This window comes from Mesorhizobium sp. L-2-11 (assembly GCF_016756595.1).
Taxonomy (GTDB): domain Bacteria; phylum Pseudomonadota; class Alphaproteobacteria; order Rhizobiales; family Rhizobiaceae; genus Mesorhizobium.
On the sequence record NZ_AP023257.1, the window covers coordinates 5,402,600 to 5,417,190 of the forward strand.

General features: G+C 63.0%; 19 protein-coding genes. 9 read left to right on the forward strand and 10 right to left on the reverse strand.

What is annotated here, in order from left to right:
• Nucleotides 1-15 precede the first annotated feature (15 nt).
• The 7 genes from JG739_RS25805 (at nt 16) to JG739_RS25835 (ending at nt 6,369) form a co-directional block, all read left to right on the forward strand.
• Entirely contained in the window at nt 16-1,317 is a 1,302-nt protein-coding gene (locus tag JG739_RS25805) for an NAD(P)/FAD-dependent oxidoreductase (RefSeq protein ID WP_244749984.1), read from the forward strand.
• Complete coding sequence (locus JG739_RS25810; protein WP_244749572.1) at nt 1,265-3,157, forward strand: adenylate/guanylate cyclase domain-containing protein; 1,893 nt, start codon at nt 1,265-1,267, stop codon at nt 3,155-3,157. Before JG739_RS25805 ends, JG739_RS25810 begins: the two co-directional genes overlap by 53 nt.
• Before the next feature lie 28 nt (nt 3,158-3,185).
• On the forward strand, nt 3,186-3,563 hold the full coding sequence (locus JG739_RS25815) for a DUF3307 domain-containing protein (RefSeq protein WP_128183674.1): 378 nt from the start codon (nt 3,186-3,188) through the stop codon (nt 3,561-3,563).
• A gap of 353 nt (nt 3,564-3,916) precedes the next feature.
• A complete protein-coding gene (locus JG739_RS25820; protein ID WP_202367639.1) occupies nt 3,917-4,363 on the forward strand; it encodes a thiosulfate oxidation carrier protein SoxY in 447 nt (148 codons plus the stop codon).
• Between the two features lie 15 nt (nt 4,364-4,378).
• Nucleotides 4,379-4,705, forward strand: a complete 327-nt coding sequence (soxZ, locus tag JG739_RS25825) for a thiosulfate oxidation carrier complex protein SoxZ (protein ID WP_202363988.1) — start codon at nt 4,379-4,381, stop codon at nt 4,703-4,705.
• 48 nt (nt 4,706-4,753) lie between these two features.
• On the forward strand, nt 4,754-5,104 hold the full coding sequence (locus JG739_RS25830) for a c-type cytochrome (RefSeq protein ID WP_244749573.1): 351 nt from the start codon (nt 4,754-4,756) through the stop codon (nt 5,102-5,104).
• Nucleotides 5,101-6,369, forward strand: coding sequence for an NAD(P)/FAD-dependent oxidoreductase (locus JG739_RS25835; RefSeq protein WP_202363989.1), 1,269 nt, complete (start codon nt 5,101-5,103; stop codon nt 6,367-6,369). Before JG739_RS25830 ends, JG739_RS25835 begins: the two co-directional genes overlap by 4 nt.
• Before the next feature lie 217 nt (nt 6,370-6,586).
• On the opposite strand, the gene JG739_RS36250 is transcribed toward JG739_RS25835, so the two are convergent.
• From JG739_RS36250 to JG739_RS25860, 6 genes are all read right to left on the reverse strand, one after another.
• Complete coding sequence (locus JG739_RS36250) at nt 6,587-6,907, reverse strand: TlpA family protein disulfide reductase (RefSeq protein ID WP_342216427.1); 321 nt, start codon at nt 6,905-6,907, stop codon at nt 6,587-6,589.
• Nucleotides 6,908-6,963: 56 nt separating this feature from the next.
• Complete coding sequence (locus JG739_RS36255; RefSeq protein ID WP_342216428.1) at nt 6,964-7,095, reverse strand: hypothetical protein; 132 nt, start codon at nt 7,093-7,095, stop codon at nt 6,964-6,966.
• Nucleotides 7,095-7,688, reverse strand: a complete 594-nt coding sequence (locus JG739_RS25845) for a protoglobin domain-containing protein (protein WP_202363990.1) — start codon at nt 7,686-7,688, stop codon at nt 7,095-7,097. The genes JG739_RS36255 and JG739_RS25845 overlap by 1 nt, the downstream gene beginning before the upstream one ends.
• 93 nt (nt 7,689-7,781) lie before the next feature.
• Complete coding sequence (gene tnpC, locus JG739_RS25850; RefSeq protein ID WP_183445373.1) at nt 7,782-9,422, reverse strand: IS66 family transposase; 1,641 nt, start codon at nt 9,420-9,422, stop codon at nt 7,782-7,784.
• 76 nt (nt 9,423-9,498) lie between these two features.
• Nucleotides 9,499-9,843 (reverse strand): IS66 family insertion sequence element accessory protein TnpB, encoded by a 345-nt coding sequence (tnpB, locus tag JG739_RS25855; protein ID WP_183445374.1) that lies wholly within the window; start codon nt 9,841-9,843, stop codon nt 9,499-9,501.
• Complete coding sequence (locus tag JG739_RS25860) at nt 9,840-10,226, reverse strand: transposase (RefSeq protein WP_183445375.1); 387 nt, start codon at nt 10,224-10,226, stop codon at nt 9,840-9,842. The genes tnpB and JG739_RS25860 overlap by 4 nt, the downstream gene beginning before the upstream one ends.
• Nucleotides 10,227-10,316: 90 nt before the next feature.
• Between JG739_RS25860 and JG739_RS25865 the strand changes: the two genes are divergently transcribed.
• On the forward strand, nt 10,317-10,898 hold the full coding sequence (locus JG739_RS25865) for a MarR family winged helix-turn-helix transcriptional regulator (RefSeq protein WP_202363991.1): 582 nt from the start codon (nt 10,317-10,319) through the stop codon (nt 10,896-10,898).
• A 5-nt stretch (nt 10,899-10,903) separates the two neighbouring features.
• On the forward strand, nt 10,904-11,032 hold the full coding sequence (locus JG739_RS25870; RefSeq protein ID WP_202363992.1) for an FCSD flavin-binding domain-containing protein: 129 nt from the start codon (nt 10,904-10,906) through the stop codon (nt 11,030-11,032).
• 8 nt (nt 11,033-11,040) lie between these two features.
• Here JG739_RS25870 and JG739_RS25875 read toward each other — a convergent pair whose 3' ends face one another.
• The 4 genes from JG739_RS25875 to JG739_RS25885 form a co-directional block, all read right to left on the reverse strand.
• Nucleotides 11,041-13,167: a heavy metal translocating P-type ATPase gene (locus tag JG739_RS25875; protein ID WP_202367641.1), complete on the reverse strand. Its 2,127-nt coding sequence runs from the start codon at nt 13,165-13,167 to the stop codon at nt 11,041-11,043.
• A gap of 56 nt (nt 13,168-13,223) precedes the next feature.
• Nucleotides 13,224-13,952 carry a sulfite exporter TauE/SafE family protein gene (locus JG739_RS25880; protein ID WP_202363993.1) on the reverse strand — a complete coding sequence of 243 codons (729 nt, stop codon included), beginning with the start codon at nt 13,950-13,952 and terminating at the stop codon, nt 13,224-13,226.
• A gap of 30 nt (nt 13,953-13,982) precedes the next feature.
• The gene (locus JG739_RS36085) at nt 13,983-14,105 is read right to left on the reverse strand and encodes a hypothetical protein (RefSeq protein WP_023798301.1); all 123 of its coding nucleotides are present in this window, start codon (nt 14,103-14,105) and stop codon (nt 13,983-13,985) included.
• Nucleotides 14,106-14,258: 153 nt separating this feature from the next.
• A complete protein-coding gene (locus JG739_RS25885) occupies nt 14,259-14,483 on the reverse strand; it encodes a hypothetical protein (RefSeq protein WP_014766281.1) in 225 nt (74 codons plus the stop codon).
• Between the last annotated feature and the right edge of the window lie 108 nt (nt 14,484-14,591).

Consider the following 14,591-nt stretch of genomic DNA (forward strand, 5'->3'; position numbering starts at 1 on the left):
TCCAGCGAAGAAGTGATGAACTTGGCAGAGTTGGAGGCGACGCCGGCCATAACAGATGCGCTTCCACCGCGCCGGCCCCGGGTCGTCATTCTCGGCGCGGGCTTCGGCGGCCTCAACGCAGTGCTCGGGTTGCGCAACGCGCCGGTCGATATCACTGTCGTCGACCGCCGCAATTATCATCTGTTCCAGCCGCTGCTTTATCAGGTGGCGACGGCCGGCCTGTCTCCGGCGCAGATCGCCATGCCGATCCGGCGCGTCCTCGCCAGCCAGAAGAATGCAACCGTCCTGATGGAAAAGGTGGAGGGCGTCGACACCGCTGCGCGGACTGTGCTGACCGGCAGCAGGCGAATTCCCTACGATTACCTGATCATCGCCACCGGCGCCCGCCACGCCTATTTCGGTCACGACGCCTGGGAAGCAAATGCTCCCGGCCTCAAGACCATAGGCGACGCCACCGAAATTCGCGCCCGCATATTGACCGCGTTCGAAAAGGCAGAAGTGACCGACGATCCGGCTCTTCGAGAAAAACTCCTTACCTTTGTGGTTGTCGGCGGCGGACCCACCGGCGTCGAACTCGCGGGCGCTATCATCGAACTCGCGCGCAAAGCGATCGTTCGCGATTTCCGCAACATCGATTCCTCGACCGCAAGGGTTGTACTTGTCGAGGCCGACGAACGGCTGCTCACCGCATTTCCGGAGAAGCTCTCGCAATCGGCCAAATCGCAGCTCGAAAGGCTTGGTGTCGAGGTCAGGCTAGGAGCAGCCGTCACCGAGTGCGACGACAATGGCGTTGCGCTCGCGGATGGGCAGCGCGTCGCTTCAGCCTGTGTGCTCTGGGCCGCCGGCGTCATGGCCTCAAGGGCGGCGAAATGGTTGGACGTCCCGGCCGATCGCGCCGGCCGCGTCGTTGTCGACGAACATCTCCACGTGCCCGGCCGCGAAGGCGTCTATGTCATCGGTGACACTGCTTCGGTAAAAGGCAAGGACGGCCGTCCGGTTCCGGGCGTCGCCCCTGCCGCTAAGCAAATGGGCCGCTATGTGGCAGGTCTCATCAAGGCGCGGCTTGCGGGGACGGTGGCAGAACCTTTCCGCTACGCCGACTACGGCAACCTTGCCACCATCGGGCGCAAGGCTGCGGTCGCGGATTTGGGACCCATCCAACTGAGCGGTTTCCTAGCCTGGCTGCTCTGGAGCTTCGCGCATCTGTGGTTCCTTGTCGGTTTCCGCAACCGCACTGTTGTCTTCCTCGATTGGACTTGGGCCTATGCAACATTTGACCGCAGCGCGCGCCTCATCACCGAACGCCGCGACCGCTAGGTGCCGCCTGCCGCGCATAGCGCTTGGGCGGGCGATGACGGCGCTGCTGCTCATGGCGGTCATGTCGACGGCTGCATCGGTGCATATCATTTGGGAGCGCACGGCAACCCGCAATGTCGAGAAGATCGTCGCCAGCCTTGGTGCCCAGAGCGCCGATTCTGTCCGCGGCGAATTGACATCAACGCTGGCCGTCGTGGCAGGCACGGCCGAGGTCATCCGCTCGATCCTGTTCCAAGGCACGATCAAGGCCGATGACGAGGTCAGACGCGAATTCCTGTTCCTGTCGCTGCTGCGTGAACAGCGCGTGATCGGCTGGATCGGATTTGGCTTCCCCGACGGACGGTTTTTCGGCTCGCACGCGGCGGCCGGCGGCAAGATCGAGATGGTTGAAATCGGCCCGGGCATGCCGGGGAAGCCGCGCCCGTTGCGCCGTGATATCTATCACCCCATCCCCGGCGACGTGATGTTCGAAGAACGCATCCATGGCAAAACCGCTTACCTAGCGCTCGGTGCGCCCTGGTATCGCCGGGCGATGGACTCGACGGAACCTGTCTGGAGCGTGATCGACGTCCTGCCCAACGGCTTCGAGCCCTCGGTGGTTGTTTCAAAGCGGGTCGAGCTCTATGGCAGGTACCAGGGCGTGGTCATGGTGGCCGTGAGTTTCGCCAATCTGTCGCAGGCGCTGAGTGGTCTGCAAGTATCAGGTCACGGCAAGACGTTCGTGCTGGGCGGTAGCGACAAAGTACTGGCTGCATCGGATGCGCCCGGCGGTCCTATGCCAGCTCATCTTCGCGATTTTCCAAAGAGCGATGCGCTTGCCGCCGCGGTGGGCGAGGCCATTTCGATGATGAAAGGGAACGAATTTCGCACGCTGGTTGATGGTGGCGAGATCGGCCCGGTCTACGTCTCATCGTTTGCGCTCCCTTTCGAACAATGGCGGCTCCTGACCGCGATACCGCGCTCCTCCTTCGCGGAAGAGATCGACCGTAACACGCGTCGGGTGCTGCTGGTGGTCGCCGGGCTGGTCGTGCTGGCAGCGGCCACTGCCGTGCTCTTCTCGAACCTGCTTTTCGCCAGGCCAATCCGCCAGCTTGCCGCGCAGCTCCGTGAGATCGAACGGTTCTCGCTCGACCAGGTGCGGCATGTTCCGACATTCCTGGCCGAACTCAATGATTTCTCGGAAGCGCTGAAGCGCATGGCGGGCGGCTTGTCGGCTTTCGCCAAATACATGCCGCTCGACGTCGTCCGACCCCTCATCACGGGCGGGCTTGAGCCTGCGCCCGGCGGCAGGCTCGTGGAAGTGACCGTGATGTTTGCCGATCTGCCGGGCTTCACCGAACTCACCGAGCGGCTCGGGCCCGATGTCCAGCCGCATCTCACCAATTTTCTCACGCTTGCAGTCGAAGCCATTCATTCCGAGGGAGGCACCGTCGACAAGTTCATTGGCGACGCCGTTATGGCCATCTGGAACGCACCGACAGCCGTGCCGGATCACGCACGCCGCGCATGCAGCGCTGCAGCCGCGATCCGGGCCGCGATGCATGCGCTGCCCGCCGTTTCGCCGGACCACAGCGACATACGGGTGCGAATTGGTATCAATACCGGCACCGCGATTGTCGGCAATGTCGGATCGGCCGAACGGCTGAGCTATACGGCCATCGGCGATACGGTCAACCTGGCAAGCCGTCTCGTTGGCGTGGCCAAGGAACACGGCGTCGAAATCGTGCTCAGCGACATGACGCTTGCGCAGACAAGCGGCCAGATCGCCGCGCACCCACTTGGCATCACGAATGTTCGCGGGAAGGCAGTCCCGGTCCTGATACACACGCTCGCAACCTGAACAACCGCTGCGGCCATGGAGTATGGTCATGGAAATGATGACTTTGACGCTCGCAATGCTTTTCTGCCTCCAGCTAAAGCACTTCATTGCCGACTATCTGCTCCAGCCCGGCTGGATGTTGGGCGGAAAGGGCGATCTGCGCCGCGCCGGCGGCTATGTCCACGCGGGCTTGCATGCGCTAGGTTCTTTGCCGGCCCTTCTCATCGCCGGGCTCGAACCCACCGCAATCGTCCTGCTTTCTGCCGCGGAATTCACGGTCCACTACGCGACAGACTACACCAAGGCCGGGCTGTCCGGGCGCAGCCATGCTGGCCCCGATACGCGGACATACTGGGCCATGCATGGGGCTGACCAGTTCTTGCACCAGCTTACCTATGTCGGCCTGATCTTCGCTGCGCTCGCTTAGATCAGGAACTCGCTCGCATTGACGGTTCCGACGACGTACCGAGGCTATCCACTTGTGCCAAGCAGGCCGATGGCGACGAGATATCTCTCGCCGGAAGCGGTCGAGCAGCAACTTCCAACGCTTCTATTGGTTTTCGGCCCGCCGCAAACTCCATTGTGCAAGTTGAATATAGTTGTTGAACAGAATGCATTGATTTCAAGGGCGTCCATGGGCACTTCCGCGAGATTGCTCCGAGCGGGTGTCGGTGCTAAATTTAGTCGAAGCTGCCGCACTGATGTGTCCGAGTGCGCCGCCTGCCGCCGCCGATGTGTTCTTGGAGTGGCCTAGACATGGCAGGTTTGGAGACCGGGACGATGAGCTTGACGCGCCGCGATGTTTTGATCGCCGGGAGTGCGGGATTTGCCGGAGTCGCGCTGTTCTCGCCGCCGAGCGCGCGTGCGAACGACGAAGCGCTGGATCTCGTCGAGCAACTCATCGGACGGAAGGCCACGATGTCAGATCGCCTTCATCTGATTATGCCGGCGGACTTCCCGACCGGCTACACCGTGCCGATGAGTCTTTACATCGACAGCCCCATGACCGATGCCGACCATGTGAGGCAGATGCGCGTGTTCGCGCCGCGGAACCCGCTTATCGAAGTCGCCAGTTTCCATTTCGTCCCGCAACGCAGTCTACCTCGCGTCTCGACACGCATCCGGCTTGCCAAACCGCAACACGTCGTCGCTGTCGCCGAAATGAATGACGGCGTCTTGCTGATGACCACGACATGGGTCCGTGTCGCCACGGATGGCTGTGCCTGAGATCGGAGAGAGACAGTGACCACCCCGACACCCCGCGTGATCGTGCCGAGCGCCGCGGCGAAGGGAGAGATTTTTCAGGTCAAGACCATCATAAGCCATGAGATGGAAACAGGGCTACGCCATGATGATCAAGGCAACGTGATCCCGCGCAAGATCATCAACAAGTTTGTCTGCCGCTACAACGAAACCGTGGTGCTCAGTGTCGATCTCCACGAGGCGATTTCGGCCAATCCGTTCTTCGAATTTTCCTTGCGCGCGACGGAGAGCGGCCGGCTCGATTTCGTTTGGGAAGAAGACGGCGGTGCCCTCTATATGTTGTCGCACCAGTTCACGGTCGGTTGAGGTGGCGACGAGCTGCGCGAATTATGGCGTGACAAGTTGAGTGGGAGCGTGACCGGAAAACTGCGAAACAGACGGGTATTCAGCATGCGCCCCGTCGCGAGATCTGCGATTGCGACGGGCCTCGTGCTGCTCTTCAGCCAATCCGGCGCGGCGGCGGGGCCCGATCAAGGCGCTCAACTCGCCGCACTCTGTGCGTCCTGCCATCGTCTTGATGGCGGCGGCACAGGCATTCCCAGCATCATCGGGCTTGGTGAGGAGAGGCTCACCAACGCCCTGCTTGCCTACCGGGCGAGCGAGAGTCCAAATCACATCATGCACGTTATCGCCCTGTCGCTCAGCGACGAGGAGATCGCGAGCGTCGCGCGCTATGTCGCAGCGCAGGGAAGTAACCCGCGATGAAATCCTGGACTCGTCGCGAGTTCGGCCGCCTCACCGGAGCAGCGTTGCTAACGGCACTCAACCAGCCGAAGGCGCGGGGCCAGGCCAAGGCGCGTGTCGTCGTGATCGGCGGCGGCATCGGCGGCGCAACGGTCGCCAAATATCTCGCCTCCAGCGCCACGGCCGTCGACGTGACCCTGGTCGAACCGCGGCAGAGCTACACGACCTGCTTTTTCAGCAATCTCTATCTCGCCGGGCTACGACCGTTCGAATCGCTCGGCCATGGTTATCAAGCGCTGGCAAGGCAATACGGCATCACCGTCATTCATGAATCCGCCGCGGCGATTCACCCGGCGGCGAAAACCGTTGCGCTGAATAACGGCTCGAAGCTCAGCTATGACCGTCTCGTTGTTGCGCCGGGCATCGCATTCAGGGACCGGGCGCTTGAGGGCTATGATGATGCGGCGATGGAGATCATGCCGCACGCCTGGAATGCAGGGCAGCAAACCATGCTGTTGCGCCAGCAACTGGAAAGCATGGAGGACGGCGGGCTGTTCGTGCTCGTTGCTCCGCCGAATCCGTTTCGCTGCCCGCCCGCCCCTTACGAGCGCGCTTCCCTCGTCGCATCCTATTTCCAGCGCCGCAAACCCAAGGCCAAAATTCTGATCCTCGATGCGAAAGACAGCTTCAACGCGCAGGACCTGTTCCAGGACGCTTGGAACCGCCACTATCCGGGAATGATCGAATGGCTACCGGCCCAGTTCACCGGCGGGGTCACGGCAGTCGACGCGAAGACCCGGTCAGTGATCACCGCGGGAGCAACATTCAAGGCCGCGGTGGCCAATGTCATCCCGGCGCAAATGGCCGGGCGCTTGGCGCAGCAGGCGGGGCTCGCCAATCGGTCGGGCTGGTGTCCGGTCGATCCCGTCACCTTCGAATCGGAGCTGCAGCCCGGCATCTATCTGGTCGGTGACGCGATCATCGGCGGGGATATGCCGAAATCCGCCTTCTGCGCCAACAGCCAGGCCAAAGCCTGCGCCTTTGCCATCGCGGCCGATCTCACCGGATCAGCGCGTTTCCCGGCGCATTTGTTCAACACCTGCTACACCTATCTCGCCCCCGACGATGCGTTCAGCAACGCCATCAGCTTCAAGCCCGTCGACGGGAAGCTCAAGAGCGTCATCAGCTTCGTCAGCAAAGTCGAGGAAAGCTCCGAGGTCCGCCGACAGGCTGCGCGCGCGGCGGAAGGCTGGTATGACGCCTTCACCCACGACGTGTTTGGTTGATCACCGTTGCCAAGTGAGGCCAACTGCCGAGGGCGGTCCAGGCACGACGACACGGGGCAAGGCGGGCCATGGACAAGATGATGGAATCCACACCGAGTCATGCTCAACGCGCGCCGTAACGTGTCCCGCTGTTCGTGTCGTGATGGACGTACTGCGGCCCTGTCGGAAAGGGTAAGGTTATGCGTGGGCCTGCCCAGCGATGCGGCATCCCTCGTCATCACATCCGGCATTCGGTTTTGCTTCGCCCGCGCGCCTCGGTGGTCAGCGTATCCCCGATGAGTGTCGCGACCGCAGCACCGAGACGCATGTCATCAAGATGGCCGAACTTGTGAATGTGCAAATATCCGCGCCGGTCGATTAGAAGCGTTGTCGGCGTGCCCTGCATGCCATAGGCGCGCATGGTCTGTGGACCCTCGCTGCCCGGATCCTGCGCATCGATGCCCACGGGGAAGGTGATGCGACACTCATGCAGGGCCGCGAGCGCAGCGCGCGTTCCTTGCGCTTCGTGATGCTCGAACACGGTGTACAGGCCGATCACGGCGAGATCGTTGGGGGAACGCGTCGCCCGCCCGGACAGCTTGCGGCAGGCCGTGACTAACGCAAACCGGGACACAGTATCTGGAACGCCACCGCGAACACAACCTTGCCGCGAAGTTCTGCCAGCGGCGAGGGAGTATTGAGCCAACGGGCGATCTGCCAGTCCGGCGCCGGACGGAGTTCCACCATCAAAAGTCTCCCTCCCTCGCATAGGGCCTCGACCACAGAATGGCCTGCAGCAACACGGCCTTGCTCCAGGCGGCGTGCATCGCTTCGACCTCGGCGGACGCATGCCCCTTCTTGGCGAGGAACGGCTTCATGGTGACCGAGATCGGAACGGCGAGTGCGAGCACGTAGCGCATGGGGATATGGGGCGCTGCCGAGACCCCGTCCGTCCTGTTCTTGCCGGAGCGGTGATGGCGGCGGCCGATCTCGTCCTGCCAGGCAAGCCATGCCTCGTCGTAGTCAGCCCGGCAGGTGTCGAGGATCCATTGGCCGAAGCGCTTGCGCACCGCATCGAGATAGGCGTCCAACGGCTGATGCGTCTTGGCGTCGCTGAAATAGGCGAGGAGGTGCGGCGTGCTGCCGACGAACCCGTACCAGACGTCGAGGATGGCTTCGACTTGATCCTCGACGACGCCGTGCGCCTGGCGCAGCGCGGCGACGTCCGCGTCTCCGAAGAGCAGCGTTGTCTTGAGCGTCGCGAGATCGTCTTTCGTGAGCGGCGACTTGGGCAGCGTCGTATCGCCGAGCCGGTAACCCGGAATGGAACTGGTCGTCATGGAATGTCCTCCTTGGGCTTGCCGAGATAATTGCTACTAGCTATTACTGCAGCGCGAATCCAAGCCGGTCAACACAGATTAGGAGGTAAGCGGTCAGCCGATAACGTCAGGCCTAAAGTTCCAAGGCATGAGCATTTCGATTTCGGATGCCGGCCAGCCTTGAGCGATGCGGGTCAAGGTCTGCGAGAGCCAGTCGAGCGGATCGACGCTGTTCATTTTGCAGGTTTGCAGCAAGGTGGCTACCGTCGCCCAGGTTCGTCCACCGCCGTGGCTGCCGGCGAATAGACTATTCTTTCGCGTGATCGTCTGGGGCCTGATTGCACGCTCGACGATATTGGAGTCGATTTCGATGCGACCGTCCATCAGAAAGCGTTCCAGCGCCTCCCGCCGGGTGAGCGCGTAGCGGATCGCCTCGGCGGTCTTGGATTTTCCGGAGACCTTGCCCAGTTCCGCTTCCCATAGATCGAAGAGGCTCGCGACAATGGCCACGGACTTTTCCTGACGTAGCGCGGCGCGGCTTCCGGCATCCTTGCCGCGGACCTCGTCCTCGACCTTCCACAATTCGGTCATGGCGATGATCGAATCCGTCGCGGCCTGCGAGACCCCGCTGATGTGCAGGTCGTAGAATTTGCGCCGCAGGTGAGCCCAGCACCCGGCGAGCCGGATTGTTTCATTGCTGCCGGCTTTGGCCCGTGCCTTGACCAGGTTGGTATAGGCCGAGTAGCCATCCACTTGCAGGATACCGCTGAATCCGGCGAGGTGGCGCGCCACGCAATCCGCACCTCTGCTGTCTTCAAAACGATAGGCAACCATTGGCGGACTGGTTCCGCCATAGGGTCGGTCATCCCGTGCGTAGGCCCACAACCAGGCTTTCGTGGTTTTCCCGGAACCAGGGGCAAGGGTGGGCAAGGTCGTCTCGTCGGCGAAGACCCTTTCGCCCTCCTTGATGCGCTCCAGTATGTAATCAGCAAGCATCTGCAGCTCGAAGCCCAGATGCCCCATCCACTGCGCCATCAACGACCGGCTGATCTCGACGCCGTCGCGCAGATAGATCGCCTCCTGCCGATAAAGCGGGAGGCCGTCGGCGTATTTGGAGACGGCGATATAGGCGAGCAGCCGCTCCGTCGGCAGCCCGCTTTCGATGATGTGCGCCGGCGCCAGAGCCTGGACCACGCCGTCACGGCCCCGGAAGGCGTATTTGGGACGGCGCGTGACGATGACCTGGAACTTCGGCGGCACGACGTCCAGCCGCTCGGATCGATCCTCGCCGATCAGAACCTTTTCAAGCCCCTCGCAGTCGGCCGGGATTTCCGGCTCGACGACCTCCTCGATGCGTTCGAGGTGGGCAGCAAAGCCCTTGCGCGGACGCGGGGCGCGCTTCGGCTTGTTCCCGACCGCGCGGTCGAGTTCGCTCCGGATTTCCGAAAGGCCGGTCTCGACCTCTTCGAAGGCAAAGGAGGCCTGCTCGTCGTCGATGGCCAGGCGTAGCCGCTCGGAACGCGTGCCATGTTGCGTGCGCTGTAAAACTTTCAGGATTGACGTGAGATTGGCGATCCGCTCGCTGGCGCTTTTCTCGACAGCTTTCAGCCGGGCGACCTCCGCCTCAGATGCTGCGATCCGAGCGTCGGCGACTGCGATCCGGGCCTCGCTTGCAGCCTGCTCGCGAGCCATGGAAAGGATCATCGCCTTCAGCGCATCAACGTCGTCGGGAAGGGCAAGACCCGGTAGAACCATGGCAAGCAACAGAGCACAAAAACAGCCGCTTTCCCAACCGTTCCAGCCGCATGATTCATCTTGCCGCAGGCCGGTTTCAGCCCGTCGATAACGGCCGCCTGACCCTGGCCGGACGAATCTTTTTCCAGTCCAGTCCGGCCAGAAGCGCCATCAACTGGGCGTGGTCGAGACGCATGCGCGCGGCCGATATCCCCGGCCAGCAGAAGCTGTGATCTTCCAGAGTCTTCGAATAAAGACAAACCCCGCTGCCGTCCCACCACACGATGCGAACCCGGTCCGCACGCTTCGAACGGAATACGTGAAGTGCCCCCGAGAATGGGTCCAGGCCGCCATCCCTGACCAGCGCCATCAAAGATGCCGCGCCCTTGCGGAAGTCGACCGGCTGGCACGACACGTAAACCACCACACCGGAAGCGATCATGCCTTACGAACCGCGCGGATGATCCTCGCCAGGCGATCGGGATCGACATCGCCGCCGGCGCGCACCACTGCGTCGCCAATGACGATTTCCACCGTGTCGCTGCCCACCGCTTCAAAGCGCGTGAACTTCGCCGGCTTGCTCGCTCCCTCCGTCAGTGGCGCAACCATGCCCGACGAAAGCGCCTTGCGGCGCCACGCATAGAGCTGCGAGGGGTCCAGCCCCTCGGAACGCGCAACCGCCGAGACATTGCCCCCTGGCGAGAACGCTTCGGCGACAAGCCGTGCCTTCTCTTCGTCCGACCGATGGCGCGGCTTGCGTCGGGACGGCACAGGCTCCGCCGTCAAAATCTCGAATGTTCGATGATGGCTCATACTGTCGCTCATAGGATTCTCCGCATGATTCATGCTGAAAATGAGCGATCAACCGCCTGCACGCTACGTGGGGACGCCTACGCGCTTACATTAGGAGCAATCATGCCTGTTTCGCCAGAGGCTCTCGAAGCCGCCCATCTGATCGACCGGCTGGAGCGCCTCGCCCGCTCGGGCGAACAGTCCGGGCGGCTCAATCCCGCTCAGTGGGACGCGCTCAGGTATCTCGCGCGCGCCAACCGTTTCTCGCGCACGCCAGCGGCGCTTGCCGACTATCTTGCTTCGACGCGGGGCACGGTGTCGCGGACGCTGGCCTCACTTGAGTACAAGGGCTATGTGTCGCGGGGTCCAAGCGCGCGCGACGGGCGTTCGGTCGAGTTCGCACTCACACCGAAGGCGGAACATGCACTGGCGCGCGATCCCCTGCGCATCGTCGCCACAGACATCGAACAGGCGACCGACGGCAATGTGGCGAAGCTGCTTGACGGACTCAGGCGCACCCTTAGGAACTCAATCGCCCGCAACAATGGCCGCGCGTTCGGCGCCTGTCTCTCATGCTGGCATTTTCGCGTCCGCGTCCGGCTATCGTCCCGGACGCCGCACCATTGCGGCCTGCTCGACGAACCCCTTTCCGAAGCCGACAGCCGCGCCATCTGTGTCGAGCAAGAGCCGGCAGCCGCTGCATAGCTGGATTGAGCTATTGTCCGTGCCATGAAGCCGCTGTCGACGGCAAGGCTGAGGAAAGCTCCGAGGTCCGCCGGCAGGCTGCGCGCGCGGCGGAAGGCTGGTATGACGCCTTCACCCACGACGTGTTTGGCTGAAACGAAACTCAACTCCGCTCGACGGCCGGGCCGGCGATTGCGGAAAGGCCGGCGCCATTGTGGGTACGCTCCGCCTTGGTGCCGGATCGTTGCTCCGGGATCAGCGCTGGAACAGGATCGGGCAGCTGCTCCAGCCGCAGCGAATTCACCACCACGAGGATGCTCGAGCCGGCCATGACCGCCGCCGCAAGGATTGGCTGCAGAACTCCGAATGCTGCGAACGTCAGCGCGACGAGGTTGTAGCCGAACGCCCACATAAGGTTGGTCAAGATGGTCCTGCGGACCGCGCGGGCGACGTCGACGATCCAGGGCAGCATCCACAATCCGTCCGCAGGCAGCACGAGCGCCGCAGTCTCGCGGGCGAGATCGGTGGCGGAGCCGACTGCAATACCGACATCTGCGGCCGCCAGGACCGGCCCGTCATTCAGTCCATCGCCGACCATCGCCATCGAACCGTGGTCATGGCGGAGCCGATCCAGGGCCAGCCGTTTGGCCTCCGGCGAAAGGCCCGCTCGGACGTCCTTGATCCCGACCAGGGCCGCGATCCGCTCCGCAGCTTGCGCCAAGTCGCCGGTCAACAGCGTGGCGTCGAGCCCGCGCTCACGCAGGGCCGCGATCGCCGCCTGCGCCTCGGGAAGCGGTGAATCATCGAGCGACAGCACGGCGTGAACCTGCTCGCCCCAACCGACATAGACCACCGAATGACCGCTCGCCTCCAGCGACCGCGCGCGCTCGGTCAGCGACGGGGGAAGCGGCCAGCCCAGGTCATTCATCAATCTGCCGTTCCCTGCCGCTACGGGCTGGCCTTCGGCGCTGCCGCGGATGCCACGGCCGGGAACCGTCCGGACATCGCGGGTGACGAGCGGCGTGATGCCGCGCTGAGCGGCGGCTGCCGCGATGGCCCGCGCCAGACCATGCTCGGAAAGGCGCTCCAGACCGGCGGCGCGCGCCAGTACTTCGTCGATGCCGCCCTCCTGGCAGTCGACGCCGACGAGACGCGCTTTGCTCGCCGTCAGAGTGCCGGTCTTGTCGAAGGCGAGCAACCGGACGCGCGCGAGGGTCTCGAGCACGCCGGGGTCGCGGACCAGGCAGCCGTGCCGTGCCAACCGGCCGATGCCGAGTGATGTCGCCATCGGAGCAGCGAGGCCGACGGCACAAGGACAGGCAACCACCAGTACCGAGAGGCCAATCAGCAACGCCCGATCGAACGGCAATGATTGCGCCCAGTAAACGATCGTCAGCCCGCTGAGGGCGACGACGAGCGGCACGGACACGCCAACGACGCGATCGGCAAGGCGCTGGGTTGGACTGCGGCGGCCCAGCGCTTCGCGCACCGACCGGCAAATCCGCGCCCAGCGGGTTGCAGTTCCGTCACCGCTGCTTTGGATCAGGAGCGGGCCGTCGATATTGATACTGCCGGCAATCACCTTGGAGCCGGCGCCCTTTGTCACTTGCCGGCTTTCGCCGGTAATCACGGCTTCATCGGTGTTCGATTCCCCCTCGACAACCACGCCGTCGACCGGAATGCGCTCGCCTGGCCGGACCCGCACCAGCATGCCGGCCGATACCTCCCGCACCGGACGGCGGATCTCTGTCGCGCCATCGACCACGGTCGCGCTCTCGCTTTCTGCGGCCAGAAGAGGTTCGAGGTCGCGCGCCGCCCTGGCGCGGCCAACAGCCTCGAGATAGCGGCCAACGGTGAATAGCATCAGCACCATCACGGCGGTGTCGAAATAGACATGCGTGCTGCCCTCGAACACGGCAAATGCCGAATAGAGGTAAGCGGCAGCGACGCCAATCACGATGAGTGCCGACGACGTCACTCGTCCCCGAATGCCATTGAGCCACATTTCGCGCAGATAGGGTCCGCCGAGAATCACCACCGCCGGCGTCGCGAAGATCCAGAGCAAAAGGTGGATCCACGGCAGCACGCCCGCATCGACGCCGGTGAACGCGTCCGAATAGAGGAGGAGGCTGAACATCATAATATTCATGGAGAGAAAGCCTCCCACGCCGAGCTGGATCAGAAGCCAGGCGGCTTCCCACTCTTCGTGTCTGCCGCTCTTCACCTGAAAGGCGATGCAACAGCCGTAGCAGCAGAACGCGCAAGCCTCACCGTTGAGCCTGCGCTCCATCGGGCGCAAGCCGACGGGCAGCGAACAATGGCTACAGAGGATATCGCCATGTGCAGTCATGCGGGATGTCCGACCAGCCAGGCAAGGCCGATATGCGCGTCGGAAGGCAGGAGACCACGGCCGAGCGTGATGAAACCGAGCAAGAGAATAAAGCCACCAGCCAGCCGCACGCCGCGCCGCCGCCAGGCTGGCCCAAGTATCCGGCCAACGCCGCCCATCATCAACATAGCGGGGAAGGTTCCCAGTCCGAACCATGCCATCACGAGAAGCCCGGGAAGCGCTCCGGCGGTGCTCGCCGCCTGGGCGGCGAAGGCATAGACCAGGGGACATGGCAGGAAGCCGTTGAAAACGCCAAAGGCGAGCGGTGCGGCTCTGCTCCGGGCCGTCAACAGACCGCGCAGGGACAGTGCAAATGTGCTGCCGCCAAATCCGATCGCAAGGCGATGGAAGACCTGCAGCAAGCCGAAGAACTGCAATGCCATGGCAATCATGAGCAGGCCAGCGACGATCGCGAGAATTCGTTGGGCGGTGTCGAGGGAGCCGTTCAAGAGCGGCGGCGCCGTTAGACCTTGCGTGGTGCAGATGACCTGACCGATCGCACCCGCGAGCCCGCCCAGAAAGCAATAGGTTGTCAATCGGCCGGTATTATAGAGCAGGTGGCGAAGTACGGTTGCGCCTCCGCCTCGCTGATCGCGGCCCAGCGCGCAGGCAAAGCCGCCGCACATGCCGATGCAATGAAAGCTGCCTGCAAATCCAGCGGCGAAGATCACGAGGTAGTAGATCATTGGCGTTTTCGCAGCGCCGCGTCCGCGTCGCTATTGCCGCACAAGATAGACAAGAAAGATGATAAAGCCGACGGTGCAGCCGCCATAGATGAGGAAGCCGAGCATCTGTGGCAAGCCGGCGTCAGCGAGCTTGAAAACCGTGTCCTGTAGCATCCGCTGCTCCTATGTCAGCCGAAATAAAGGCGAAGCACGTTTACCGCCACCTCGAAGGCCAGGAAAAGGAGGTTCAATGCGGCGACCGCAAGGAGAATTTTGGCTACCAACATCTCCATCACTCCTGCCTTACCAGTTCTTGCGACAGTCTTCTTAGAACAGACGGCCGGGGCCGAGCCCGCCCCAATAAACATACATGTAATACAGGCCCCAGGCGAACAGCAGCACGTAGACGACGAGAAGCCATAGCGGAATGAAGCCCACACGCGCCTGTATCAGGCCGCCGGCATAGTCCTCTAGTTCAGGGTGCGAGCTTTGACGTACATCCAGTTCCGGGTGCCTCGGGCTCTCCGGATCGCTGCTCTGCAGATCGCTCATTCTCCATCTCCCTTTCAAAAAAGTCGTTGGCGGCTTTGTCGGTGCCGCTCAACGCGCCGGATAGGACGCCCCAGATGAACAAGAACAGGGCCGCCAGGCTCATCATCA